The sequence below is a fragment of the Pseudomonas extremorientalis genome, from assembly GCF_001870465.1.
In the GTDB taxonomy this organism is placed as follows: domain Bacteria; phylum Pseudomonadota; class Gammaproteobacteria; order Pseudomonadales; family Pseudomonadaceae; genus Aquipseudomonas; species Aquipseudomonas extremorientalis.
On the sequence record NZ_MDGK01000044.1, the window covers coordinates 107,533 to 134,047 of the forward strand.

At 61.0% G+C, this 26,515-nt stretch carries 24 protein-coding genes; 15 read left to right on the plus strand and 9 right to left on the minus strand.

Going from position 1 to position 26,515, the window contains the following annotated elements:
* Positions 1 to 89: 89 nt before the first annotated feature.
* From BFN10_RS17815 to BFN10_RS17830, 4 genes are all read left to right on the plus strand, one after another.
* Positions 90 to 593, plus strand: coding sequence for an ureidoglycolate lyase (locus tag BFN10_RS17815; protein WP_071490784.1), 504 nt, complete (start codon positions 90 to 92; stop codon positions 591 to 593).
* A 51-nt stretch (positions 594 to 644) separates the two neighbouring features.
* Entirely contained in the window at positions 645 to 1,928 is a 1,284-nt protein-coding gene (locus BFN10_RS17820; protein ID WP_071490785.1) for a urate hydroxylase PuuD, read from the plus strand.
* Positions 1,929 to 2,060: 132 nt separating this feature from the next.
* Positions 2,061 to 3,407, plus strand: a complete 1,347-nt coding sequence (locus BFN10_RS17825; protein WP_071490786.1) for a nucleobase:cation symporter-2 family protein — start codon at positions 2,061 to 2,063, stop codon at positions 3,405 to 3,407.
* Between the two features lie 437 nt (positions 3,408 to 3,844).
* Positions 3,845 to 4,630 carry an outer membrane protein OmpK gene (locus BFN10_RS17830; protein ID WP_028617274.1) on the plus strand — a complete coding sequence of 262 codons (786 nt, stop codon included), beginning with the start codon at positions 3,845 to 3,847 and terminating at the stop codon, positions 4,628 to 4,630.
* A 3-nt stretch (positions 4,631 to 4,633) separates the two neighbouring features.
* Here the strand turns inward: BFN10_RS17830 and BFN10_RS17835 are convergent, their stop codons facing one another.
* Positions 4,634 to 5,758 carry a patatin-like phospholipase family protein gene (locus tag BFN10_RS17835; protein WP_071490787.1) on the minus strand — a complete coding sequence of 375 codons (1,125 nt, stop codon included), beginning with the start codon at positions 5,756 to 5,758 and terminating at the stop codon, positions 4,634 to 4,636.
* A 30-nt stretch (positions 5,759 to 5,788) separates the two neighbouring features.
* On the minus strand, positions 5,789 to 6,724 hold the full coding sequence (locus BFN10_RS17840; protein ID WP_071490788.1) for a lipid A biosynthesis lauroyl acyltransferase: 936 nt from the start codon (positions 6,722 to 6,724) through the stop codon (positions 5,789 to 5,791).
* 119 nt (positions 6,725 to 6,843) lie between these two features.
* Here BFN10_RS17840 and minC point away from each other — a divergent pair, with 119 nt between their 5' ends.
* The 8 genes from minC (at position 6,844) to BFN10_RS17875 (ending at position 14,912) form a co-directional block, all read left to right on the plus strand.
* The gene (minC, locus tag BFN10_RS17845) at positions 6,844 to 7,581 is read left to right on the plus strand and encodes a septum site-determining protein MinC (RefSeq protein WP_071490789.1); all 738 of its coding nucleotides are present in this window, start codon (positions 6,844 to 6,846) and stop codon (positions 7,579 to 7,581) included.
* A 166-nt stretch (positions 7,582 to 7,747) separates the two neighbouring features.
* Positions 7,748 to 8,560, plus strand: coding sequence for a septum site-determining protein MinD (minD, locus tag BFN10_RS17850; RefSeq protein ID WP_071490790.1), 813 nt, complete (start codon positions 7,748 to 7,750; stop codon positions 8,558 to 8,560).
* Positions 8,561 to 8,563: 3 nt separating this feature from the next.
* Positions 8,564 to 8,818: a cell division topological specificity factor MinE gene (gene minE / locus BFN10_RS17855; protein ID WP_010208824.1), complete on the plus strand. Its 255-nt coding sequence runs from the start codon at positions 8,564 to 8,566 to the stop codon at positions 8,816 to 8,818.
* Positions 8,819 to 8,914: 96 nt separating this feature from the next.
* Entirely contained in the window at positions 8,915 to 9,550 is a 636-nt protein-coding gene (locus BFN10_RS17860) for an RluA family pseudouridine synthase (protein ID WP_015885133.1), read from the plus strand.
* A gap of 186 nt (positions 9,551 to 9,736) precedes the next feature.
* Positions 9,737 to 11,026: a M18 family aminopeptidase gene (locus tag BFN10_RS17865; RefSeq protein WP_071490791.1), complete on the plus strand. Its 1,290-nt coding sequence runs from the start codon at positions 9,737 to 9,739 to the stop codon at positions 11,024 to 11,026.
* Positions 11,027 to 11,153: 127 nt separating this feature from the next.
* Complete coding sequence (locus tag BFN10_RS29485) at positions 11,154 to 11,330, plus strand: hypothetical protein (protein ID WP_163034621.1); 177 nt, start codon at positions 11,154 to 11,156, stop codon at positions 11,328 to 11,330.
* Positions 11,331 to 11,382: 52 nt separating this feature from the next.
* Positions 11,383 to 13,548, plus strand: coding sequence for a mechanosensitive ion channel family protein (locus tag BFN10_RS17870; protein ID WP_071490792.1), 2,166 nt, complete (start codon positions 11,383 to 11,385; stop codon positions 13,546 to 13,548).
* Between the two features lie 17 nt (positions 13,549 to 13,565).
* Positions 13,566 to 14,912 (plus strand): amidohydrolase, encoded by a 1,347-nt coding sequence (locus BFN10_RS17875; protein ID WP_071490793.1) that lies wholly within the window; start codon positions 13,566 to 13,568, stop codon positions 14,910 to 14,912.
* A 113-nt stretch (positions 14,913 to 15,025) separates the two neighbouring features.
* On the opposite strand, the gene BFN10_RS17880 is transcribed toward BFN10_RS17875, so the two are convergent.
* The 5 genes from BFN10_RS17880 to BFN10_RS17900 all read right to left on the minus strand — a co-directional run bounded on the left by BFN10_RS17880 (position 15,026) and on the right by BFN10_RS17900 (position 19,880).
* Complete coding sequence (locus BFN10_RS17880) at positions 15,026 to 15,247, minus strand: MbtH family protein (protein WP_071490794.1); 222 nt, start codon at positions 15,245 to 15,247, stop codon at positions 15,026 to 15,028.
* Between the two features lie 82 nt (positions 15,248 to 15,329).
* Positions 15,330 to 16,724: an aspartate aminotransferase family protein gene (locus tag BFN10_RS17885; protein ID WP_071490795.1), complete on the minus strand. Its 1,395-nt coding sequence runs from the start codon at positions 16,722 to 16,724 to the stop codon at positions 15,330 to 15,332.
* A gap of 264 nt (positions 16,725 to 16,988) precedes the next feature.
* A complete protein-coding gene (locus BFN10_RS17890; RefSeq protein WP_071490796.1) occupies positions 16,989 to 17,756 on the minus strand; it encodes an N-acetylmuramoyl-L-alanine amidase in 768 nt (255 codons plus the stop codon).
* 124 nt (positions 17,757 to 17,880) lie between these two features.
* Positions 17,881 to 19,203 carry an ATP-binding protein gene (locus BFN10_RS17895; RefSeq protein ID WP_071490797.1) on the minus strand — a complete coding sequence of 441 codons (1,323 nt, stop codon included), beginning with the start codon at positions 19,201 to 19,203 and terminating at the stop codon, positions 17,881 to 17,883.
* A complete protein-coding gene (locus BFN10_RS17900; RefSeq protein WP_071490798.1) occupies positions 19,200 to 19,880 on the minus strand; it encodes a response regulator in 681 nt (226 codons plus the stop codon). Before BFN10_RS17900 ends, BFN10_RS17895 begins: the two co-directional genes overlap by 4 nt.
* Before the next feature lie 161 nt (positions 19,881 to 20,041).
* Between BFN10_RS17900 and dsbD the strand changes: the two genes are divergently transcribed.
* The 3 genes from dsbD to dsbG are packed head-to-tail and all read left to right on the plus strand — an operon-like array spanning position 20,042 to position 23,357.
* Positions 20,042 to 21,769 (plus strand): protein-disulfide reductase DsbD, encoded by a 1,728-nt coding sequence (dsbD, locus tag BFN10_RS17905; RefSeq protein ID WP_071490799.1) that lies wholly within the window; start codon positions 20,042 to 20,044, stop codon positions 21,767 to 21,769.
* Positions 21,769 to 22,620, plus strand: coding sequence for a TlpA disulfide reductase family protein (locus BFN10_RS17910; RefSeq protein ID WP_071490800.1), 852 nt, complete (start codon positions 21,769 to 21,771; stop codon positions 22,618 to 22,620). The genes dsbD and BFN10_RS17910 overlap by 1 nt, the downstream gene beginning before the upstream one ends.
* Positions 22,596 to 23,357: a thiol:disulfide interchange protein DsbG gene (gene dsbG / locus BFN10_RS17915; protein ID WP_071490801.1), complete on the plus strand. Its 762-nt coding sequence runs from the start codon at positions 22,596 to 22,598 to the stop codon at positions 23,355 to 23,357. Before BFN10_RS17910 ends, dsbG begins: the two co-directional genes overlap by 25 nt.
* 126 nt (positions 23,358 to 23,483) lie before the next feature.
* Here dsbG and BFN10_RS17920 read toward each other — a convergent pair whose 3' ends face one another.
* Entirely contained in the window at positions 23,484 to 26,189 is a 2,706-nt protein-coding gene (locus tag BFN10_RS17920; protein ID WP_071490802.1) for a hypothetical protein, read from the minus strand.
* Positions 26,190 to 26,316: 127 nt separating this feature from the next.
* Positions 26,317 to 26,515: phosphopantetheine-binding protein (locus BFN10_RS17925; RefSeq protein ID WP_139221109.1), on the minus strand; the 199-nt coding region annotated here is incomplete at its 5' end.

Consider the following 26,515-nt stretch of genomic DNA (forward strand, 5'->3'; position numbering starts at 1 on the left):
AGGAGTATGCGGTCAAATGTGGGAGCCGGGCTTGCCCGCGATAACGGTAGACCAGACACCATCACACTCGAAAATTTAAGAAGACAGCCATGCGCACACTGATGATCGAACCCCTGACCAAAGAAGCCTTCGCCCCTTTCGGAGACGTTATCGAAACCGATGGCAGCGATCACTTCATGATCAACAACGGGTCGACCATGCGCTTTCACAAGCTGGCGACGGTGCAAACCGCGACGCCGGAAGACCACGCAATCATCAGCATCTTCCGCGCCGATGCGCAGGACATGCCGCTGACCGTGTGCATGCTGGAACGACACCCGCTGGGCAGCCAGGCTTTCATTCCGCTGCTCGGCAACCCCTTTCTGATCGTGGTCGCGCCACTTGGCGATGAACCTGTATCGGGCTTGGTCCGCGCCTTCGTCACCAACGGCAGGCAGGGCATTAATTACCATCGCGGCGTCTGGCACCACCCGGTGCTGACGATCGAAAAGCGGGATGACTTCCTGGTGGTTGATCGCAGTGGCACAGGCAATAACTGCGATGAGCATTTTTTCAAAGAGGATGAGCGGTTGATCCTCGCCCCCCACCAATAAGAGAAGGTCTGATCACCCGACAACAAGGGTGACAGGCGAGAGGTAAAGACTGTGGAAGCACATTTGATGGAATGGCTGAACCTGAGCGTGCGCTGGGTTCACATGATCACGGGCGTCGCGTGGATCGGCGCTTCTTTCTACTTCGTCTGGCTGGAAAACAACCTCAATCGCGTCAACCCCAAGAGCGGCCTGGCCGGTGACTTGTGGGCGATCCACGGTGGCGGTATCTACCACCTGGAAAAGTACAAACTGGCCCCACCGACCATGCCGGACAACCTGCACTGGTTCAAATGGGAGGCCTACTTCACCTGGATGTCGGGCATTGCGCTGCTGTGCGTGGTGTTCTACTGGAACCCGACGCTGTACCTGCTGGCCCCGGGCAGCAGTCTCAGTGGCCCGGAAGGCGTGTTGCTGGGCATTGGCTCACTGTTCGCCGGCTGGTTCATCTACTCCTTCCTCTGCGACTCGGCCCTGGGCAAGCGCCCTGCCCTGCTCGGTTTCATCCTGTTCGTGCTGTTGATTGCCGCCGCGTACGGCTTCAGCAAAGTGTTCAGTGGGCGGGGTGCGTACCTGCACGTGGGTGCGGTGATCGGCACCATCATGGTGGGCAACGTGTTCCGCATCATCATGCCGGCACAACGCGCGCTGGTGGCGGCGATCGCGGAAAACCGCACGCCGGACCCGGCGCTGCCCGCCAAAGGTCTGCTGCGTTCGCGTCACAACAACTACTTCACCTTGCCGGTGCTGTTCATCATGATCAGCAACCACTTTCCGAGCACCTACGGCAGCCAATACAACTGGCTGATCCTGGCAGGCATCGCGGTGGCGGCGGTGTTGGTGCGCCACTACTTCAACACCCGGCATAACAGCCAGAAGTATGCGTGGACGTTGCCGGTGGGTGCACTGGCAATGATCTGCCTCGCCTACGTGACCGGCCCCAAGCCGGTGGCCGAAGTGGCGAAGGCCCCGGCGGCCATCGAGTACCAACCGTTGCCGGAAACCGCACTGGGCGGTGGCTTGAAACCGGCAGCGCCTGCCGCCCCCGCCGCTGAACCTGCTCCGGCCCAGGCGACGATTGATTTCGACAAGGTCCACGGGGTGATCCAGGAGCGCTGCGCCGTGTGTCACTCGGCCAAGCCCACCAGTCCGTTGTTCAGTACGGCTCCAGCGGGTGTGATGTTCGACACCCCGGCGCAGATCCAGCAGCAGGCCGCACGTATCCAGGCGCAGGCCGTGGCGAGCCAGATCATGCCGCTGGGCAACATCACCCAGATGACCCAGCAGGAGCGGGATTTGATTGGCACCTGGATCAACCAGGGGGCGCGTACCAACTGACAGGCTGGCGCAGATCCAAAGGTGGGAGGGGGCAGGCCCCCTCCCACAAGGGTCTCCAGGGTTTTGAAGATCGAGTTCCACCCGGCAATTGAATGCCGAACAACACAACAATAAAAAGATCCGAGGTGTTGCATGACCGAGTTAGCCGAACCGCAGATTCCCGCCGCACCCGCCCTGGTGCGGCTGCCCCTCTTGCAACTGATTCTGGTAGGCCTGCAACACGTCTTGCTGATGTACGGCGGCGCCGTCGCCGTGCCCTTGATCATTGGCCAGGCCGCAGGCCTCGGCCGTGAAGAAATCGCCTTTCTGATCAACGCTGATCTGCTGGTCGCCGGCATCGCCACCCTGGTGCAGTCGTTCGGCATCGGCCCGGTGGGCATTCGCATGCCGGTGATGATGGGCGCCAGTTTTGCCGCCGTCGGCAGCATGGTCGCCATGGCCGGCATGCCCGGTATCGGCTTGCAGGGCATCTTCGGCGCGACCATCGCTGCCGGGTTCTTTGGCATGCTGATCGCACCGTTCATGTCCAAGGTCGTGCGTTTTTTCCCGCCGTTGGTGACCGGCACGGTGATCACCGCGATTGGCCTGTCGCTGTTTCCCGTGGCGGTGAACTGGGCCGGCGGTGGCAGTGCCGCCGCGACTTTCGGCTCACCGGTCTACCTGGCGGTTGCCGCGCTGGTATTGGCTACCATCCTGCTGATCAACCGCTTCATGCGTGGCTTCTGGGTGAACATCTCGGTGCTGATCGGCATGGGCCTGGGCTACGCCTTGTGCGGCGCCATCGGCATGGTCGACCTCAGTGGCCTGGCCCAGGCGCCGTGGGTGCAGGTGGTGACGCCGTTGCACTTCGGCATGCCCAAATTCGAGTTGGCGCCGATCCTGTCGATGTGCCTGGTGGTGGTGATCATCTTTGTCGAGTCCACCGGGATGTTCCTCGCGCTGGGCAAGATCACCGGCCAGGACGTCACGCCGAAAATGCTGCGCCGTGGCCTGCTGTGTGATGCCGGTGCGTCGTTCTTTGCCGGGTTCTTCAACACCTTCACCCACTCTTCGTTCGCGCAGAACATCGGCCTGGTGCAGATGACCGGCGTGCGTTGCCGTTCGGTGACGATGATGGCCGGCGCATTTCTGATCGTGCTCAGCCTGCTGCCCAAGGCGGCGTACCTGGTCGCGTCGATCCCGCCGGCGGTGCTGGGCGGCGCGGCGATTGCCATGTTCGGCATGGTGGCGGCGACCGGGATCAAGATCCTGCAGGAAGCCGATATCGCCGACCGGCGCAACCAATTGCTGGTGGCGGTGAGCATCGGCATGGGCCTGATCCCGGTGGTGCGCCCGGAGTTCTTCGCGCAGCTGCCGCTATGGATGAGCCCGATTACCCACAGCGGTATCGCCATGGCCACCCTCAGCGCGTTGTCGCTGAATATCCTGTTCAACATTCTCGGCGGTTCTGAACGACCAGCCGTTGCTCCTACGCATTGATTCCTTCGTTCGCACAAAAACAATAACGAAACAGGGAACATCAACATGCACACCGCTCACCTGGGGCCGGTCACAAGCCGTGCCCCATTCTCGCCCCGCGCGCGCTGTAACGGCGCACTTGAGCCCAGGCCTGGGAGCCAGTATTCTCCGCGCCCGCTCGAATCGACTCAAAAAAAAACAGCGAATGTAAAAGCTGACTGCAAGGCCAACTTATCCCGGCCTAATGTCTGCGGCCAAAGTGCGCAAATGTCCTCTGAATTCGACTGCATCTCATGCAGCCGACGGGGATTTTTTGGCTTTTTAAACACCTTGGCGCAGCTCTTGCTAAAAGCACTAAAGCTGACCGAACAGACGATTTTTGCAGCGAACCAAAAGGCGCCACACCAGAGCGCCTGCGTAGAAGAAAAACCATAAAACTTTAACTCGGGAGCAACCGAATGAAACCTATGTTCAAAGGCCTGATGCTGGCGGGATCCCTGCTGGCCGGTGGCCAAGCCGTGGCCGGTGACCTGTTGCAGTGGCAGAACAACAGCCTGACTTACTTGTGGGGCAAGAGCTTTACCGTCAACCCGCAGATTCAGCAAACCGTCACGTTCGAACATGCCGATGCGTGGAAGTACGGTGATAACTTTATCTTCGTCGACCGCATCTTTTACAACGGCAAGGAAGACGGCAACGTCGGCCCCAGTACGTATTACGGCGAAATAAGCCCACGTCTGTCATTCGGCAAGATCTTTGATAAAGACCTGTCCTTCGGCCCCATCAAGGATGTATTGCTGGCGTTCACTTACGAGTTCGGCGAAGGCGACAACGAGTCGTACCTGCTCGGGCCTGGCTTTGACTTGAACATCCCCGGTTTCGATTACTTCCAGCTGAACTTCTACCAACGCCAGACCGAAGGCAATCGCCCAGGTGACGGCGTCTGGCAGATCACGCCGGTCTGGTCCTACACCATCCCAGTGGGCAATTCCGACGTGCTGATCGACGGCTTCATGGACTGGGTGACGGACAACGACAAGAACGCCCGTGGCACCTACCACGCCAACCTGCACTTCAACCCGCAGGTCAAATATGACCTGGGCAAGGCGCTGCATTGGGGCGACAAGCAGTTGTACGTGGGTTTTGAATACGACTACTGGAAGAACAAGTACGGGATCGAAGATTCCGGCGCGTTCAAGACCAACCAGGACACGGCGAGCTTCCTGGTCAAGTATCACTTCTGACCGTCAGGCCAGGCCGAGGAATTTCGACAATTCCTCGCGCTTGGCCAACGCATCCCGTCGCCCCAGCTCGATCAATTCACTGCAATACCCCGCCTCGAACAGCAGGTAACTCAACACCCCCGCCCCGCTCGTCTTGGTCGCCCCCGGCCCACGCAGAAACAAGCGCAACGCCGCCGGCAGTTCCTGGCGATGCCGCGCCGCGATCTCATCGATCGGCTGGCTGGGTGCGATCACCAGCACCTCCACCGCCGCCACCCCAGGTGCGACATGGCTGAACTGGTTCAAGCGTTCGAGCAATTCGATATCGCTTTCCAGGCTGTCAATGAACGTGCTGTTGAGCATATGCCCACCGATCTGCGCCAGGGTCGGCTCCTGGCCGGTGTAGCTGCGCTGTACCGCCGGCTCATTGCCCCGCGGGTTGCCGCTGACACCGACCACCAGCACGCGGCTGGCGCCCAGGTGCAACGCCGGACTGATCGGCGCCGACTGCCGCACGGCGCCGTCGCCGAAGTACTCCTGGTCGAGTTTGACCGGGGCGAACAACAAGGGGATCGCCGAACTGGCCAGCAGGTGTTCGACCGTCAGTTGAGTCGGCAGGCCGATACGGCGGTGGCGCAACCAGGCGTCGATGGTGCCGCCGCCCTGATAGAAGGTCACTGCCTGCCCGGACTCATAACCAAAAGCCGTAACCGCCACCGCATGCAGGTGTTTGTTGCGGATGGCTTCGTCGATGCCGTCCAGATGCAGCTTGTCTTTGAGCAGCGCCTTCAGCGGCGTGCTGTCGAGCAGTGCCACCGGTACTTGTGCGCCCAAGCCCAGCAGGCTGTGGATCAGGAAACGGCTCGCCTGGCGGATCACCCCCGGCCAGTCACTGCGCAGCACCAAATGGCTGCTGAAGCCCTGCCAGAAAGCGGTCAGGCGTTGGATCGCGGCGGTGAAGTCCATGGCGCCACTGGCCAGGCTTACCGCATTGATCGCACCGGCCGACGTACCGACGATCACCGGAAAAGGATTGGGCGCCCCCGGCGGCAGCAACTCGGCAATCGCCGCCAATACCCCCACCTGATACGCCGCTCGCGCCCCGCCGCCGGAAAGAATCAAGCCAGTAACCGGTTCAGCTGGGCGCATTGCGTCACTCCATGTGGGGAAATGTCTGTCTTATCGACGGCGTTTTTCGTACAGCTTGGGTTCACCCGGTGGCCGGCTCTTGAAGCGGCGGTGGGTCCACAGGTATTGCTCGGGGCATTCACGCACGGAGGCTTCAACCCATTGGTTGATGCGCAGGCAGTCGACTTCATCGCTTTCGCCGGGGAAGTCGGTGAGCGGCGGGTGGATCACCAGACGGTAACCGCTGCCATCGGCCAGGCGCTGTTGAGTGAACGGCACCACCAGTGCCTTGCCCAGCTTGGCGAACTTGCTGGTGGCCGGCACGGTAGCGGCCTGGATGCCGAACAACGGCACGAAGATACTTTGCTTGGCGCCATAGTCCTGGTCCGGTGCGTACCAGATGGCACGGCCGGCGCGCAGCAGCTTGAGCATGCCGCGCACGTCTTCACGCTCCACGGCCAGGGAATCGAGGTTGTGACGTTCGCGGCCACGGCGCTGGATATAGTCGAACAGCGGGTTGCCGTGCTCGCGGTACATACCATCGATGGTGTGCTTCTGCCCCAACAACGCTGCGCCAATTTCCAGGGTGGTGAAGTGCAGGGCCATGAGGATCACACCCTTGCCATCCAACTGCGCCTGCTTGAGGTGTTCCAGGCCTTCGACGTGGGCCAGGCGCGCCAGGCGCTGGCGCGACCACCACCAGCTCATGGCCATTTCAAAGAACGCGATGCCGGTGGAGGCAAAGTTTTCCTTGAGCAACTGTTTACGCTCTTTGGCGGATTTTTCCGGGAAGCACAGTTCCAGGTTGCGTGCGGCGATGCGGCGGCGTTCGCCGGCCACGCGGTACATGCCGGCGCCCAGCAGGCGACCGATGGTCAGCAGCGCGCGGTACGGCAGTTGGGTGACCAGCCACAACAGGCCGAGCCCCAGCCATAACAGCCAGAAACGCGGGTGAAAAAATACAGCTCGAAAACGCGGGCGATCCATTACAGATTCCGGTAAAGACAAGGGCCGCGCATTCTACAACGGTTCGACCCGGCTTGCGGCCAGTGAGTGTTCTCGTTATAAGTCTCGACACTTTTCGCGACAAGCCGCTTTTGCCGACCATGAGCCAAACCGAACCGCTAGACCAAGATCCCGTGTTCCAGCTGAAAGGCAGCATGCTCGCCATCACCGTACTGGAACTCGCCCGTAACGACCTCGACGCCCTGGACCGCCAACTTGCGGCCAAGGTCGCCCTGGCGCCGAACTTCTTCAACAACGCCCCGCTGGTGCTGGCCCTGGACAAGTTGCCCGCCGACCAGGGCAGTATCGATTTGCCCGGCCTGATGCGCGTGTGCCGCTCCCATGGCCTGCGCACCCTGGCGATTCGCGCCAGCCGTATCGAAGACATCGCGGCGGCCATCGCCATTGAACTGCCAGTACTGCCACCGTCCGGCGCGCGCGAGCGTCCACTGGAACCATTGGTCGGCGAAGAGAAGAAAAAACCGGAAAAACCACCCGAGCCTGCGATCAAGCCTACAAAGATCATCACCTCGCCCGTACGCGGCGGGCAGCAGATTTACGCCCAGGGGGGCGACCTGGTGGTGGTCTCCTCGGTCAGCCCGGGGGCGGAACTTCTCGCCGATGGCAACATCCATGTATACGGCCCGATGCGCGGACGTGCCCTCGCCGGCATCAAGGGTGATACCAAGGCCCGTATTTTTTGCCAGCAGTTGACCGCTGAGCTAGTGTCCATCGCAGGCCAGTACAAGGTTTCAGAAGATTTGCGCCGTGATCCGCTGTGGGGGGCTTCGGTGCAGGTCAACCTGTCGGGCGATGTGTTGAACATCATCCGTCTTTAACGGATACTGCCGCATTTTCCAAGCATCTCTAGACTCTGATAGCACAGCGAAACCGGCATTACTTATGTAGGAATTTTTTATTCCTACAAGGCTGTCCGCCTGCAGCGAGTTCCAAGAGATGTTTTTCAGGGACTGAAAAGTCCTTTTTCCTTAGGGGTGAAACACCTTGGCCAAGATTCTCGTGGTTACATCCGGCAAGGGTGGTGTGGGTAAGACCACCACCAGCGCCGCTATCGGTACCGGCCTCGCTCTGCGCGGCCACAAGACAGTTATCGTCGACTTCGACGTCGGTTTGCGTAACCTCGACCTGATCATGGGCTGCGAACGCCGCGTGGTGTATGACTTCGTCAACGTGGTCAACGGTGAAGCCAACCTGCAACAGGCCCTGATCAAGGACAAGCGCCTTGAAAACCTGTACGTGCTGGCCGCCAGCCAGACCCGTGACAAAGATGCGCTGACCAAAGAAGGCGTCGGCAAAGTCATCGCCGAACTGGCAGAAACCTTTGAATACGTGGTGTGCGACTCCCCCGCCGGCATCGAGACCGGTGCTCACCTGGCGATGTACTTCGCCGATGAAGCCATCGTGGTGACCAACCCGGAAGTCTCCTCGGTACGTGACTCGGACCGCATGCTCGGCCTGCTGGCCAGCAAGTCCAAGCGCGCCGAAGAAGGCCGCGATCCGATCAAGGAGCACCTGCTGCTCACCCGCTACAACCCTGAGCGTGTCAGCAACGGCGAGATGCTCGGCGTTGAAGACGTAAAGGAAATCCTCGCAGTGACCCTGCTGGGCGTGATTCCAGAATCCCAGGCGGTGCTGAAAGCCTCCAACCAGGGTGTGCCGGTGATTCTTGATGACCAGAGCGACGCCGGCCAGGCGTACAGCGATGCCGTCGATCGCTTGCTGGGCAAGACCGTGGAACACCGCTTCCTCGATGTCAAGAAGAAGGGATTCTTCGAGCGTATCTTTGGAGGCAACTAAACAATGAAATTTCTCGACTTCTTTCGCGCCAACAAAAAGCCTACGACCGCGTCGGTCGCGAAAGAGCGTCTACAGATCATCGTGGCGCACGAACGCGGCCAACGCAGCACCCCGGACTACCTGCCAGCCTTGCAGAAGGAACTGGTCGAGGTGATCCGCAAGTACGTCAATATCGGCAACGATGACGTGCATGTCGCCCTGGAAAATGACGGCAGCTGCTCGATTCTGGAACTCAATATCACCCTGCCTGATCGTTGATCGAACAGGCGGCCGCCACGGCGGCTCGGTCACCTTGATCCCTTTTCGGGAACCGGGTGGGCGAGCCGCCGTTGGCGTTTGTTACGAGGCTGTTTAATGCCGCTGTCCAATATCCACATCCTGTATCAGGACGCCGCCGTCCTGGTGGTGAACAAGCCCACCCTGCTGCTCTCGGTGCCTGGCCGCGCCGACGACAACAAGGACTGCCTGATCACCCGCCTGCAGGAAAACGGCTATCCCGAAGCCCGTATCGTCCATCGCCTGGACTGGGAAACCTCGGGCATTATCCTGCTGGCGCGGGATGCCGATACGCACCGTGAGCTGTCCCGCCAGTTTCATGACCGTGAAACCGAAAAGGCCTACACCGCCCTGGCCTGGGGCCAACCGGAACTGGACAGTGGCAGCATCGATTTGCCGCTGCGCTACGACCCACCGACCAAGCCGCGGCATGTGGTCGACCACGAGTTCGGCAAGCACGCGCTGACGTTCTGGAAGGTGCTGGAGCGTTGCGGGGACTGGTGCCGCGTCGAACTGACGCCGATCACCGGGCGCTCGCACCAGTTGCGTGTGCACATGCTCTCCATCGGCCACCCGCTGCTGGGTGACGGCCTGTATGCCCATGAGCAAGCCCTGGCCGCCTGGCCACGCCTGTGCCTGCATGCGAGCATGTTGAGCTTCACTCACCCGCAAAGTGGCGAGCGGTTGCGCTTCGAGTGCCCCGCACCGTTCTAAAGCTGTCAACGCAGTCAATCTGGGAGGGGCGGTGCGATGATTCCACTGGCCTGCGATGGCGGAGTGTCAATCACTGTATGGGTTGGCTGACCCACTGCCATCGGGGGCAAGCCCCCTCCCACATTTGTGCTGTGCACTTCTTGCCATCGAACGGTAAACTCCGCGCATTGCTGTCTGGAGCTATTTATGCGCGAAGCGTTGAATCAAGGCCTGATCGACTTCCTCAAGGCCTCCCCTACTCCTTTTCATGCCACTGCCGCCCTGGCCCAGCGCCTGGAAGCGGCCGGCTACCAGCGTCTCGACGAACGCGAAACCTGGGCCACCGAGGCCAACGGGCGCTATTACGTGACCCGTAACGACTCCTCGATCATCGCCTTCAAGCTTGGCCGTCATTCGCCGCTGCAGGGCGGTATCCGCCTGGTTGGCGCCCACACCGACAGCCCGTGCCTGCGGGTCAAGCCCCAGCCCGAGCTGCAACGCCAGGGTTTCTGGCAACTGGGCGTGGAAGTCTACGGCGGCGCGCTGCTGGCGCCGTGGTTCGACCGCGACCTGTCCCTGGCCGGCCGTGTGACCTTCCGCCGCGACGGCAAGGTCGAAAGCCAGTTGATCGACTTCAAGCTGCCGATTGCCATCATCCCCAACCTGGCCATTCACCTGAACCGTGAAGCCAACCAGGGTTGGGCGATCAATGCCCAGACCGAGCTGCCGCCCATCCTCGCGCAATTTGCCGGTGACGAGCGCGTGGACTTCCGCGCCGTGCTCACCGATCAACTGGCACGCGAACATGGACTCAACGCCGACGTGGTGCTCGACTACGAGTTGAGCTTCTACGACACCCAAGGCGCTGCGGTCATCGGCCTGAACGGTGACTTCATCGCCGGCGCACGCCTGGACAACCTGCTGTCGTGCTACGCCGGCCTGCAAGCCCTGCTCACCAGCGACAGCGAAGAAACCTGCGTGCTGGTGTGCAACGACCACGAAGAAGTCGGCTCCTGCTCGGCGTGCGGCGCCGATGGCCCGATGCTGGAGCAGACCCTGCGTCGCCTGCTGCCGGAAGGTGATGAATTCGTACGCACCATTCAGAAATCCCTGTTGGTCTCAGCCGATAACGCCCATGGCGTGCACCCGAACTACGCCGACAAGCACGACGCCAACCACGGCCCCAAGCTCAACGCCGGCCCGGTGATCAAGGTCAACAGCAACCAGCGCTACGCCACCAACAGCGAAACTGCCGGGTTCTTCCGCCACCTGTGCATGGCCCAGGAAGTACCGGTGCAGAGCTTCGTGGTGCGCAGCGACATGGGCTGCGGCTCAACCATCGGCCCGATCACCGCCAGCCACCTGGGCGTGCGCACCGTGGACATCGGCCTGCCGACGTTCGCCATGCACTCGATCCGCGAACTGTGTGGCAGCCATGACCTGGCGCACCTGGTCAAGGTGTTGGGGGCGTTCTACGCGAGCCACGATCTGCCCTGATCTGAATGTGGGAGGGGGCTTGCCCTCTCCCACATTGGTGTTGCGTCCCCCTGATCTATATCACCTGCACTTCTCATAATCCGACCTAGACTTGTCAGTATTCCCACTCCGACAAGGCCGTCGCACCATGATCTCCATGTCTTCCTTCCACGCCATGCTTATCCCTATCCTGATCGGCATGATCATGTTGGCCGTGGGTTTCAACTTTCGCGACAAGCCCCTTGGCGTGTTCGGCATGTGGCTCGGCATGCTGCTGATCCTGGGCACCGTGGTGTACAAGATCCTCGCCAAACTGGCCGAATGACGCTTGCACTCGTACACTCGCTCAACCCGTCGTTTCCAAGGTTGACCGCCTCGTGCTTTCCCGTCTGTTTGCCCTGCCCTGCTACTGCTTGATCGCCCTGCTCACCTTGCTGCCGCTCACGCCTGCCCATGCCGTGGGTTTGCCCGGCCTGCTCGGCACCACCAACAAGACCCAACCCCAGGCCGAAGTGCCGCTGGGGCAGTCGCTGGACGAGGTGATCAAGACCCTGGAAAACGACCAGCAGCGCACTCAGTTGCTGAGCGACCTGAAAAAGCTGCGTGCCGCCACGCAAAAGGCCCAGCCGGCCGCCGAGGAAGGTGTGCTGGGCTTGATCGGCGGCACCCTGGCCAATCTCGAGGCACAGTTTTCAGGCGCCGACAGCCCGCTGGGGCGCTGGTCCAACGAGGTCGACCTGGCCAAGGAAGAACTCGGTGCGCTGATGCTGCCGGCCAACGAATGGCTGCCGATCATTTTCGGTTTTGCCCTGATCCTCGCGGTGTGGAGCCTGCTGGCGTACGCGCTGATCTGGCTCAGCCATCGAGTGCGCGAACGTTTCGGCCTGCCTGAAGAATTGCCGCAACATCCACGCACCTGGGACATGGTGCGCTTCGCCCTGCGCAAGCTCGGCCCGTGGATGATCGCCCTGGTGATCACGGTGTACCTGAGCTACGCCCTGCCCTCGTCCCTGGGCAAGTCCCTGGCGATGGTGCTGGCCTACGCACTGGTGGTCGGCACCTGTTTCTCGGCGATCTGCGTGATCGCTTTTTCGGTACTCGACGGCCCGCACCGTCATCGCGCGCTGTATATCCTGCGCCACCAGGCGTTCCGCCCGCTGTGGTGGATCGGCAGTTTTGCCGCCTTTGGCGAGGCCTTGAGCGACCCGCGACTGGTCCAGGCCCTGGGCCAGCACCTGTCCCACACCGCCGCGACAGTCGCCAATGTGATGGCGGCGCTGTCGACCGGTGTATTCATCCTGCGTTTCCGCCGGCCCATCGCCCACCTGATCCGCAACCAGCCGCTGTCGCGCCGCCTGACGCGCCGCGCCCTCAGCGACACCATCGAAATCATCGGGTCCTTCTGGTACATCCCGGCCTTGCTGCTGGTGGGTATCTCGCTGTTCGCCACCTTCGTCTCGGCCGGCGATACCAGCACCGCCTTGCGCCAGTCCCTGCTGTGTACGGTGCTGCTGGTGCTGTGCATGGTGATCAACGGATTGGTGAGACGCCACGCGCTCAAGCCGCAACGCGGTCACAAGCGCCACGCGCTGTATTCCGAACGCCTGAAAAGCTTCGTCTACACCCTGGCCCACCTGATCGTGTGGCTGGTGTTTATCGAGTTGGGCCTGAGGGTGTGGGGCCTGTCGCTGATCCGCTTTACCGAAGGCGATGGCCATGAAGTCAGCGTCAAGCTGTTCGGCCTGGCCGGGACCTTGTTGTTCGCCTGGCTGATCTGGATCCTCAGCGACACGGCGATCCATCATGCCCTCACCCGCTCGCGCAAGGGCCTGGCCAATGCCCGTGCGCAGACCATGATGCCGTTGATCCGCAACGTGCTGTTCGTGACCATCTTTATCATTGCTGCCATTGTCGCCCTGGCGAACATGGGCATGAACGTCACGCCGCTGCTGGCCGGTGCCGGTGTGATCGGCCTGGCCATCGGTTTTGGCGCGCAGTCGCTGGTGGCGGACTTGATCACCGGCCTGTTCATCATCATCGAAGACTCCCTGGCCATCGACGACTACGTGGATGTGGGCGGCCACCTGGGCACCGTGGAAGGCCTGACCATCCGTACCGTACGCCTGCGGGATATCGACGGCATTGTGCACACCATCCCGTTCAGCGAGATCAAGAGCATCAAAAACTACTCGCGGGAGTTCGGCTACGCGATCTTCCGGGTGGCGATCCCGTACAACATGGAAATCGACGACGCCATCAAGCTGATGCGCGACGTCGGCCATAAAATGCGCAACGACCCGCTGCAACGCCGCAATATCTGGTCGCCCCTGGAGATTCAGGGGGTGGAGAGTTTCGAGTCGGGCAGCGCGATCCTGCGGGCACGGTTCAAGACGGCGCCGATCAAACAGTGGGAAGTGTCGCGGGCGTTCAACCTGTCGCTGAAACGGCATCTGGATGAGGCAGGACTGGATCTGGCTACGCCGCGTTTGAGTGTGCAGGTGGTGACCGCCGGCACGGTGCAGGAGAAAGATCAACAACAATAAACTCAGGAGAGGTCCTTATGCGTTTAACCGGTCTGACACACCAATGGGCTTTCGGCATGCTGTGCGCGGTAGCCAGCAGTGTCGTGATTGCCGCCAGCAGCGACCAGGACAGGGCCCGGGAGACAATCGCCACCCAGGCAACAGCACTCGAGCCGGCGCTGCTGGAAACCCGACGCGACATTCACGCCCACCCTGAACTGGGCAACACCGAGACTCGCACGGCCGAGTTGGTCGCCAAGCAACTGCGTGACCTGGGCCTCGAGGTCAAGACCGGCGTCGCCCGCACGGGCGTGGTCGCCGTACTCAAAGGCGCCTTGCCCGGCCCGACCGTCGCCTTGCGTGCCGACATGGATGCACTACCGGTGAAGGAAGTCGCCGACTTGCCTTTCGCCTCCAAAGCCAAGGGCACCTACTTGGGCAAGGATGTCGACGTGATGCACGCCTGCGGCCACGACGCCCATGTCGCCATCCTGCTGAGCACGGCGAAGATCCTGACCGGCATGCGCGAGCGCCTGCCCGGCACCGTGGTGTTCTACTTCCAACCGGCCGAAGAAGGCCCGAGTGATTTCATCCCCGACGGTAAAAATACCTGGGGAGCCAAAATGATGGTGCAAGAAGGCGTGATGAAGGCGCCCAGGCCGGACGCGGTGTTTGGCCTGCATGTGTGGGCGGGTGTACCCGCCGGCCAGATTGCCTACCGCCCGGGACCGACCCTGGCCAGCTCGGATGACTTGCGCATCAAGATCCTCGGCAAACAGACCCACGCCGGTCGCCCCTGGGACGGCATCGACCCGATCACCGTGGGCGCAGAGACCATCGTCGGCCTGCAAACCGTGATCAGCCGCCGCACCGACATTTCCTCGTTCCCCTCAGTGGTGAGCATTGGCACCATCAACGGTGGCACGCGCTACAACATCATCCCTGAGTCGGTGGACATGACCGGCACCATTCGCTCCTACGACTACGGCATCCGCCAGAAACTGCACGCGGATGTGCGGCAGACCGTGGAAAAAATCGCCGAAAGCGGCGGCGCCAAGGCTGAAGTCACCATCATCGAGAAGTACGACCCCACCATCAACAACCCGGCATTGACCGAGAAGATGCTGCCGAGCCTGCGCTGGGCGGCCAAGGATGACGTGGTGCACAGCCCGCTGGTGGGCGGCGCCGAAGATTTCTCGTTTTATGCCAAGGAAGCACCGGGGCTGTTTGTGTTCCTGGGGGTGACGCCGAGAGATCAGGATATGAGCAAGGCGGCGCCGAACCACAACCCGGGGTTCTTTGTGGATGAATCAGCGTTGGTGGTGGGGGTGAGAACGTTGGCGGCGTTGGCGACGGATTACCTGTACGCCAACCAGGCACTGTAAAGCGTTTCTGTGGGAGCGGGCTTGCCCGTGATGGCGGTGTGTCAGGCGATGTATTCGATGACTGATAAACCGCTATCGCGGGCAAACCCGCTCCCACATTTGATTTGCGGTGCTTAAGCGAGCGTGGCGCCATCCATCTTCTGGCGCAGGCTCAGCGGACGCATGTCGGTCCAGACTTCTTCGATATAGGCCAGGCACTCTTTCTTCAGGCCGCTCTTGCCCACGGTGCGCCAGCCTTCCGGTACGGCCTTGTAGTCGGGCCAGATGGAATACTGTTCTTCATGGTTGACCACTACCTGAAACAGGATGTCGTCGCGGTCAAATACTGAGGTCATTGCTGTTCTCCATCGCTATAAGGCTGGCTGCGCACCGTGCGCAGTACCGATATCTGTAGAAACGTACCAGGCTGGCAAAAAATTAGAGGCTGGCGACCGCCGCCGCCAACGCACGTCCGAAGATGTCCGCCACCCGGTCCACTTCGCTGGCGGTGATCACCAGCGGCGGCAGGAAACGCACCACGCTGCCATGCCGACCGCCCAGTTCGAGGATCAGCCCGCGCTTGAGGCATTCACGCTGCACCAGCGGCGCCAATTGGCGATGCACCGGCGGATGACCTTGAATGTCCGGCGTGCCAGTCGGGTCGACCAGTTCCACGCCGAGCATCAGCCCGCGACCACGAATATCCCCCAGGTGCGGGAAGTCGCGCTGCAGGATGCGCAGGTGTTCACCGAGGCGCTCGCCCATGGCCGCCGCATGACCGGCCAGGTCATGGTCCTTGAGGTAGCGCATCACCGCCGACCCCGCCGCCATGGCCATCTGGTTGCCACGGAAGGTCCCGGCATGGGCGCCCGGCAGCCAGGTGTCGAGCCAGTCGCGGTACACCACCACCGCCAGCGGCAGGCTGCCGCCGATGGCCTTGGACATCACCACCACATCCGGGATGATCCCGGCGTGCTCAAAGGCAAACATCTTGCCGGTACGGCCGAAACCACTCTGGATCTCATCGACGATCAATGCCACGCCCGCCTGCTCGGTGATACGGCGCAGGCCGCGCAGCCAGTCCAGGTCAGCCGGAATCACACCGCCCTCGCCCTGCACCACTTCGACAATCACCGCCGCCGGCAGTAATACACCGGCCTCCGGATCATTCAGCAGGTTTTCCAGGTAGTGCAGGTTGACCCGCACGCCTTCCGCGCCGCCCAAGCCGAACGGGCAACGATAGTCGTAGGGGTATGGCAGAAATTGCACGCCATTGCCGAGCAAGGCACCCAGGGGTTTCTTCGGCCCCAGGCTCCCCATCAGGCTCAAGGCGCCCTGGCTCATGCCGTGATAACCGCCCTGGAATGACAATACGGTGCTGCGCCCGGTGGCAGTGCGCACCAATTTCAATGCGGCTTCCACCGCATCGGTGCCGGTGGGGCCGCAGAACTGGATTTTCGCTTCCCGCGCCAGCGCCGGCGGCAACAAACCGAACAGGTCCTGCACGAACTGGTCCTTGACCGGGGTGGTCAGGTCCAGCGTGTGCAGGGGCAATTCATCAGCCAGCACCTGTTGAATAGCCTCGATCACGACCGGGTGGTTATGCCCCAGCGCGAGGGTGCCGGCGCCGGCCAGGCAGTCGATGAAGCTGCGCCCTTCGACGTCCTCCACGTAAATCCCCTTGGCACGCTTGAGTGCCAGGGGAATGCGCCGCGGGTAGCTGCGGGCATTGGATTCCTGTTGGCGCTGACGGGCCAGCAGCGGGGTTTCGTCGAACTGGTAAAGCGTTTCATGCACCTGGGCGTCTTCGATACGGCTGGTAGCGACTGACATTTCTCGATCCCTCAATACGCTGATGATGGTGACCAAACTGCCGATCCGCTGGCGTCTGGCCCCAAGGGGCATGCGCACGGATTTCCTGTTCTGGAAACGCACCAGCGTCGAGGGGATTTAGGGCCTTTGATCACTCGCCAGTGAATACAAAACCAAATGTGGGAGGGGGCTTGCCCCCGATAGCAATGGATCAGTCACTGGTGTCGGGACTGACAGAGCGCAATCGGGGGCAAGCCCCCTCCCACATTGGAATTGCGTTCGGCGTCAAAGACCGCGGTATTTTTCGTTCAGTGCATACAAAATCGCGCAGGTCTCCGCATCCAGGAACCCGCAGTAATCCCGCGCCCGAAAGTGCATCTGAAACGCCCGCGTCCTCTGTTCAAACCCTTGCCGGTTCTTCGCCGGCGCATAGCCATAGCGTTGAAACGCCCGCTCCACCTCGACCTCCGGCGGCAGGCCCAGGCAAAACCGGCGCTGATACATCGCCCGTGTCGCCTCATCAAACCAGGCCCCCACTCCCGCTTCATGCAGACACCGCCACGGCAGCCGCGGCCCAGGATCACTCTTGCGACCGAACGCCACGTCCGCATGCCCGAGGATGTCGGTGGGCCCGATCTGCGGGTATCGCTCAAGAATGTCGCGAACCAGTGCAATCAACACGTCGGTCTGTTCCGGCGCATAGGCCGCAAAGGTGAACACACCGCCGTCATCCCGCGCCTGGTTGACGATCTCGATGCCAATCGAGCGGCTGTTGAGGTTGTCGCGCCCCGCCCAATGGCTCACCCCGGCGTGCCAGGCGCGCTGGTCTTCCTCCACCAACCGGAAGACACGCAGCTCTTCATAGCCAGCCGCGCGATAGTCGGGCTCATCAGGGTCGGGCAGCAAGTAGTGTGCACTCACCCCATCCTGAGTCAGGGTGCGCAGTGAGGCACCAAAAGGCGCTGCGGTGTAATGCAGGATCACCTGCCGCACGGGCTCGCCGTTGCGATCGTTGAAGCCTCTGGCAGGGAAACTGGTATCGATGACCAACATGAGAACCGTCCTTTTTCAATACAGGCCGAGTCATTCAGCCCGTTCAAGCGCAAAAAATTACCGCCATCCTGAAGGCTTCAACTTCAGGAGGGCGGTAGCTATTTGGCACTTGAAAGAAAAGTGATCAGCAGCGCAGTGGCATACCCAGGTCAACGCGCAGTCCGTCCGGCCCGCTGTCGAACTTCAACGAGCAGGAACAGCGCTGCACGATCGCTTGTACGATCGCCAGGCCCAGGCCACAGCCTTCGCTATTACCGTTGCGCCAGAAGCGTTGGGTCAGGTACTGCAGGTCCTCGGGGGCAATCTGCTTGCCGTGGTCACGCACGCGGAACACCACATTATCGGCGGCGGTGAATACGCTGAGCTCCACCCGGGTATCCGTCGGCGTGTGGCGCAACGCGTTGTCCAGCAGGTTACGCAAGGCGGCGACCGCCAGGCCCACCGGCATGTCCACCGGGGTGGCCGACAGGTCGTCCGGCAGGATCAGGTCGATGCGCGAATTGTCACCGGCATTGGCATCCTGGATCGCCAGGCGCGCTACTTCTTCGGCGCTGGAGTGCATGCCATCGTCAAACGACAGGTTACCCTCCACCCGTGCCAGCAACAGCAATTGCTCCAGGGTCCGATGCAGGCGGTCGGCGCCCTCCTCGGCATGGGCCAGGGACTGGTCGCGGGCCGCGCCTTCGGTCATGCGCGCCACTTGCAGGTGGGTCTTGATCGCGGTGAGCGGGCTGCGCAGTTCGTGGGCCGCGTCACCGGTGAGGCGGCGCTCGCGCTCGATGGTCTTGGCAATGCGTTGCAACAGCTGGTTCTGGGTGTCCAGCAGTGGCTCGAGTTCGCTGGGCAACGGGTGGATCTGCAACGGTTCAAGGGAGTCGGCACTGCGGCGCATCAAGGCGTCACGCATGCGGTTGAGCGGCAGCAGGCTCTGGCCGATGCCCAGCCACAACAGGCACAGGCAGCCGAGCATCGCCACGCCCACCGGCACCGACGCCGCCAGCAGGATCGACAGGTTCAGCGCCTCGCGCTCCACTTGCCGGTCGGCCGTGGTGATCAGCAGGTCGCCACGGGACAGGGTGAAACTGCGCCAGCCCACGCCATCGACGACCTGGTCGCGAAACCCGCTCTTGCGCGACTCCAGCCCCTCATCCGGCGTGGTGTGGCTGCGCGCCAGGATTTCCCCGCGCAGGGAACTGACCTGGCAGGCCATGCCGCCGGGCACATTCAATTGTTCAGCGCTGAAATGCGCGCCGCCGCTGACGCTGGCCAGGCCGGGCATCTGTTCGGTCAGCCCCGCCACCATGCGCGCCGACGCCACCAGGCGCTGGTCGAGGGAGAACATCATCTGGTTGCGCAGGTCGTTGAGCATCCAGGCCGCCGCCAGGGCCCAGATCAGCACAAAGGCGGCGCCGAGCTTGAACGTCAGGCGCAGGCGCAGGCTTTTCACGATACGTCCTCGCCCCCATCGGCTGGGCCCAGGCGGTAGCCGAGGCCGCGCACGGTCTCGACAATGCCGTTGCCCAACTTGCGCCGCAGGTGGTGGATATGCACGTTGAGCGCGTTGCTTTCCAGTTCGTCGTTGAAGCCGTAGACGCTGTCCTTGAGCTGTTCGCTGGAGAGTACCCGGCCTTTGTTGTGCAGCAGGGCTTGCAACAGCGCCTGCTCGCGACGCGACAGGTCAACCGGCTCGCCGCCCAGGAAGGTTTCGCGGCTGCTGGGGTCGTAGGCCAGGCGACCATGCTCGATCAGGTTGACACTGCGCCCTGCCACGCGTCGCAGCAGGGTTTGCAGGCGCGCGGCGAGTTCGCGCAGGTCGAAGGGTTTGAGCAGGTAGTCATCGGCGCCGGCTTGCAGGCCGTCGACGCGATTGGTCACCGAGTCCCGCGCGGTGAGGATCAGCACCGGAATCTCCAGGCCCTGGCTGCGCTGTTGCTGCAACAACTTCAGGCCGTCTTCATCCGGCAGGCCCAGGTCGAGCACCATGATGTCGAACGTCGCCGCCTTGAGCATCGCGCGTGCGGCGCCCGCCGTGGCCACGTGTTCAACGGTGAAACCCTGGGCGGTGAGGCCGGCCACAATGCCGCTGGCGATCAGTTTGTCGTCTTCACAGACCAGTACGTGCATGGTGAACCCTTCATGAAAGATGGGGAGATTAAAGGGGCAGCGGATTAAGCGCAGATTATGCCGCTAAACACCCCTCACTCAATCTAGAATAGCCGTGGTTAATCATCGGTTAATCAACGCCACACATTGTGTGCCTACTTGCATCGAACTAAGGCTTGACCATGCGGCATCTGTTTACCTTTCTGCTGGTGTTGTTCGCGGGGCTGGCCCAGGCCGCGCCGGGCAACCCGTTTGAGACCAAACCCGATTTCCTCCCGGTGGGCAAGGCCTTCACCTTTACCTCCGAACGTCTTGAAAGTGGCGAGATGCAGCTGTATTGGCAGATTGCCGACGGTTACTACCTGTACAAGCAGCGCATGAAGTTCGACGGCCTGGGCGAAAAACCCGTGCTGCCCAAAGGCGAGGATCACAGCGATGAGTTCTTCGGCGACCAGGAGGTCTATCGCCAAGGCCTGGAAGTGAAGATTCCCGCCGGCGCCACCGGCCAGGTCAAGCTGGGCTGGCAGGGCTGTGCGGATGCGGGCCTGTGCTACCCGCCGCAGTCGATCACCGTGGACCTGGGTGGCAACCCGGCCGTCGCCACCGCCGCACAAGCCCAGGACCAGAGCCTGGCCAGCGGTTTGCAACAACGCAGCCTGGGTTGGAGCCTGTTGATATTCTTTGGCTTGGGACTGCTGTTGGCCTTTGCACCGTGTTCATTGCCGATGCTGCCGATTCTCGCCGGCCTGGTGGTGGGCAGTGGTGCCAGCCCGCGTCGCGGTTTTGCCCTGGCCAGCAGCTATGTGGTGTGCATGGCGCTGGTGTATGCCGCGCTCGGCGTATTGGCTGCCTTGCTTGGCGCCAACCTCGCCGCGCTCCTGCAAACCCCGTGGATCCTGGGCAGTTTCGCCGCGCTGTTCGTGATCCTCGCCCTGCCGATGTTCGGTTTCTTTGAACTGCAACTGCCCGCCTTCCTGCGTGATCGCCTGGATAACGTCAGCCGCCAGCAAAGCGGTGGCAGCCTGGTGGGCGCAGGGATTCTCGGTGCGCTGTCCGGCCTGCTGGTGGGGCCGTGCATGACCGCGCCCCTGGCCGGTGCCCTGCTGTACATCGCCCAGAGCGGCAATGCGCTGCACGGCGGCCTGATCCTGTTCGCCATGGGCATCGGCATCGGCATTCCGCTGTTGCTGCTGGTGACCGTGGGCAACCGCTTCCTGCCCAAGCCGGGCACCTGGATGAACGTGCTCAAGGGCGTCTTCGGCTTCCTGTTCCTCGGCACCGCTGTGCTGATGATCCGCCCGGTGGTCGGCGAAAACCTGTGGATCGGCCTGTGGGGCGTACTCGCGCTGGTCATGGCCTACTGCGGCTGGACCCTGGCCCGCGAATACGGCCTGGCCGCCAAGGTATTTGGCGCAGGCTCCCTGGTACTGGGCCTGTGGGGCGCGGTGCTGGTGGTGGGCGCAGCGGGGGGCAGCGAAGACCTGTGGCAACCGCTGAAGGTCTACAGCGGTTCACGGGTCGCTGGCGCAGCCTCCGCCCACGATGCCTTCATGACCATCAACGACCCGGCCGTGCTGCAAAGCCAGCTCGACAGCGCCAAGGCCCAAGGCCAATGGGTGTTGGTCGACTATTACGCCGACTGGTGCGTGTCGTGCAAGATCATGGAAAAGCAGGTGTTCGGCAAACCCGAAGTCATGCAGGCGCTCAAAGACGTACGCCTGCTGCGCCTGGACGTCACCGCCGACAACGCCGCCAGCCGCGCGCTGCTCGGCCGCTACAAAGTGCCTGGCCCACCGAGCTTCGTGTGGATCGGCCCGGACGGTGAAGAACGCCGCGCCCAACGCATCACCGGCGAAGTGGATGCCGCCGCTTTCCTGCAACGCTGGATGCAAACCCGAGACGCTCTCTGATGCTGACCCTGACCATCGGCACCTTCGCCATTGCCCTGAATCATATCCTGCTGATCAGTGCGCTGATTCTCGCCACCCTGGTGGGTTGGCGCGTGGCCAAGCGTGGTGGTGAAAACCCGGAATCAGTGCTGTTCAGCCTGTTCCTGCTGGGCATGCTCGCTGCCCGCGTCAGCTTTGTGCTGATGTACTGGAGCGACTACCGCAACGACTGGGTGCAGATGGTCGACCTGCGCGACGGTGGCTTCCTCGCCTGGCCCGGCGTGATCGCCCTGGTCCTTGGTGCGCTGGCCTATGGCTGGCGGCGCCCGGCCCTGCGCAAGCCGCTGAGTGCCGGGGTGATCACCGGCCTGGTGTTCTGGGGCATGACCAGCCTGTCCCTGAGCCTGTACGACAAGGGCTCGCAACTGCCGGACATCACCCTGCGCAATGCCAATGGCGAGGTGGTGCAATTGGCCGACTACAAGGGCGGCCCGCTGGTGATCAACCTGTGGGCCACCTGGTGCCCGCCGTGCCGCCGCGAGATGCCAGTACTGGAGCGCGCCCAGCACCAGCGGCCCGACGTGACCTTCCTGTTCGTCAACCAGGCCGAAAGCATGCAAAGCGTCAGCACCTTCCTCGCCACCCAGGGCCTGACCCTCGACAACGTGCTGTTCGACGCCAGCGGCCGCCTCGGCCAGGCCGTAGGTTCCATGGCCTTGCCGACCACCCTGTTCTACCAAGCCGATGGACGCCTGATCAACAGCCACCTTGGTGAACTGTCCCAGGCCAGCCTGGCCCGCGCCATGGAACCCTTCGACAGCGCCCCTGCCGCCACAAGGAAACCGACATGCCTCGCCTCCGCCACCTGCTGACCCTGCTGCCACTGACCTTGGCCGCTACCCTGGCCCAGGCCGAAGACTGGCCGGCGCCGATCAAACAGATCGAAGCCAAGGGCGCCAAGATCCTCGGCAAGTTCGACGCCCCCAGCGGCCTCACCGGCTACGCCGCCCAGTACCAGAACCGCGGCATGGCCCTCTACCTGACCGCCGACGGCAAAAGCGTGCTCGCCGGCAACCTGTACGACGCCCAGGGCAACGACCTGAGCAGCGCGCCCCTGGAAAAGCTGGTGTACGCGCCGATGGCCAAGGAAGTCTGGGCCAAGATGGAAAAAAGCAGCTGGATCCAGGACGGCGACGTTAAAGCCCCCCGCATCGTCTACCTGTTCAGCGACCCCAACTGCCCTTACTGCAACATGTTCTGGGAACAGGCCCGCCCGTGGGTGAAGGCCGGCAAGGTGCAATTGCGCCACATCATGGTCGGCATCATCCGCGAAGACAGCCCGGGCAAATCGGCTGCGTTGTTCGCCGCCAAAGACCCACAAAAAGCCCTGGAGGAACACGAAGCCGCTGGCAAGGGCAGCAAGTTGCAGGCACTGGACAAGATCCCGGCGGATATCGAGGCCAAGCTTGATAGCAACATGAAGTTGATGGAGGAGCTGGAATTGTCGGCGACGCCGGCGATTTTCTATCTGGATGACAAAGGTGGGTTGCAGCAGCAACAAGGGGCGCCTTCGCCGGAGAAATTGGGGAAGATTTTGGGGCCTAAATAAATCGATTTGCCTCCTCCGGAAAGGGCCTCCAAAAAACTGGAGGCCCGACTCCATCAAAGCTGTATTCCAGGTTTTAGTGATGCAAACGCTTGACTACAGTTGAGCTAGTCATGACTTTGGGGGGCGCTAAATTGAACGCACCAGAGCGTCGTCAAGTTCGTAATCATCACCATCCCCCCCGGGGGGTACCGATTGATAGGTAATGACACTCAACCACATAGTCGACGCCGTGGCTTGAAACGTGCCCTTTAGCTCAACAAATGCCTGCGCATAAAACTGCGTAGGCGCAGTGACTCTAATCACCGTGAGGCCATCTGTAGCCTGAAGGGAAAGCGTAGGGACAGGCAGGTACCCATTGCGATTCTTAACCCTAATACTAAATTCATAGGTTCTACCAATGTTTAACCCGTCATAACGCTTTTTCATCAACTCCCCAGCTCTAGTATCACTTGCGTCATGAACCAAGACCCAGTTTCCTCCAAGGTTCATCATAAGGAGGTCCACCGGACGATAGGCCGCAGCACCAGGGCCCCAGCCATTCCAATTACCCCCCGTGAATGGGGATAAGTCATACAGTGGAGCTAGTACAGTCAAGTCCCGTGGTGGACACACCACGTTCGCAGTCGAGCTACCGTCAGTTGCAACGCTGAAAGTTAAGGTCAAGTTGGTTTTGTCCATTAGCTTATCCAACTCGGATCGCAGTACAGGCCCCGCCACCCCCGCGGTCTCCTCTGCCGCCGTAATGGTTCTGGCCGAATACACATTGAACGAGTAGGCATTGCCGTTTTTGTCCGTCCCGTCCGCCCGCAACCAGCACTTCTGTCCTGCCTGCAGGAACCACATCGTATCTTCGAGAGAATTGGCGTTCCCAGTAAATGTCCTCAGGTCCAGAACGGCGTTCTGAGTCCTGGGTGGCGTCGCCTCCAGCACGTTTGGTGCCTCCAGGCGTACCGGCAAACTGACGTTCAAGTTCAAAGGTGGTGAAGTCTGCACCTTGCATGCGGTGGTGACCGTGTAAATGATCTCCACCACTTTACCCATGCTCTCGATCACGGCTTCCGGCGGCAACATCCAAACCACCGCACCCGTTGGGCTACCAGGTTTAGGGGCCAATGGCCAGTAAGAACCGTTCGGCCTCTTCCAGCAGACAGAGATGGAGTGCTTGAGGTTATTGCCGACGTAATCCACTTCTACATGTACGCCGTTGCGTCCGTTGTAAGCGGTCAACTGGTCAACCACCGCTTCCCTCACGGCCGGCTTGATCAGAGCCAAGGGCTCCTGTTCGATTTTGAAGGTTTGAGCAGGGAATTCATGCGCGCTCGCCAGATCACATTTATCACAAAAACTCACCGCGAAATGCAGCTTGAATTCGCTGCAATCAGCCAGCTTTTGCAGCTCAGCCCTGAGGATCGGAGAATCGACTCCGTTGGCCTTCCAATCATCGTTAACAGGCGCATCCATCAGAACATCAAAACGGTAAGTACTGCCGTCTTCACGTTCACCCGTGATCCACATCCAGCAACATTTCGCACATTCGGCATAGTCCCCTACAGACACAAAGGCAGTCGCGTCCGTTGAAAATGTATTGAGATCAACGATATTGCCCGTTGCTTGTTCGATCTCAGCGTGAGGAAATTGTGGCAGTAATACATTGACCACACGTTCAGGTGATCGCTGTGGTTCATTATTGTTAGGGAATTGAACGGTGTAGGTCAGCGTCATCGGCTTGTTAAAAAAGCAGGCAATGACACAGGGCGATAGCTCGATGGTTGCCAGATCCCCGTCGTTTTGGATTGTCACGCAGCCAAGCGGCTTGCTCCCATAACCCGGCCCACTCACATAAAAACAGACTTGGTCGTCTGCATAGGTGTCCAAACCGGGAGTGTCCACATTCCCACCTTGTTTGGTGAGTTCTGGGTTGAGGCACCATTCATTGTTGAAAAAGGCGGACTGCCGCAAATGTGCAGGCAGAAGATCAAGGCGTTGGTCCCCAATGAAAGCAGTCGTACGACGATATTGAATTTGAAGGGCATTCCTTGGAAGAAGCGTCTTCTCATCGGGGTTAGTAACGTCGGCTGGAGGCTGCGCCGCTAAGCCACTCGTTATATAGCCACATTGCAAGGTCATTGCTTCATACAGTGGTATTTGCCGCGCCAACCAACCACGGCTAACAGCATGAGTAAGTTCGCCTGACTCAATATCCTCAACCGTTAACTCATACCCGTAAGCTACTGTGTAGAAAACGGGATCCCCACTAAATTGCTGCGTAACGAGAGTGCAGTAAAACTTATCGCCTACTTGGGCAAGATAAGGAACCTTCGTTTTGACAATCCCATCCCCTTTGAAATCGTGCATATCTAAGGTAGGTGTATTTTGAAAAATTTTTTCTTTGAGAAAGTAAGGGGCGAGCTCTTTACCTTCGCTCGCTGGGTAAAACTCCATTAAAACTTCTTTCTCCAAAGAAGTGGCTGCTTGCCCATTTACTGTCCCGGTATAACTGATTACGAGCGTGTATTCCATAGCCTTCGTCATGTAAGGCAGAGGGATTTCAGTCTTTCCTTCGCCTGGCTCAGGGCTTGGATACACAATATCCTTGAACACCGGCCCAGGCGTTTCCCGTGTGCGGAACGTGACGGTAATGGGGTGATCCTCGTCCATCCGCGGGTCGAATTTCAGGTATGAACCCTTCATTCTGGAAGTAGCCACCGTTGCGTTCACTTCACTAGAAACCAACGGGCTGTTCACCTCCAGCGCCTTGGGCTTTGGCAGTTTAGGTTTTGGAGCTTCGACAGTCGTTGTAGAACCGTTCGGCGTTGCGGTTTTTTTAACCATGATAAGAACTCCGTGTTCAGGACTTATTACCCTCAGCCAGATCTGAGGCCGAAGGTCTCCCTCAAGTGAGCTCTTTTGACGGTTTCTCGCCTACTGTCAAAATTGACAGTTCAGACCAACGGCCCCCTCACAACCCCTCCAACTCCGCCATCAAATCACTCAACCGATCCACCTTCTCGGCACTGATCTCATTGGCCGCCAGCCCCTCGATATACTCAGCCAACTCCGCCACCGTGCTGCACTCGAACATCGCCCGCAGCGGCACATCCCGCTGCAAGGTCTTCTGCACCCGCGAGGCAATCTGCGTGGCCAGCAACGAATGGCCG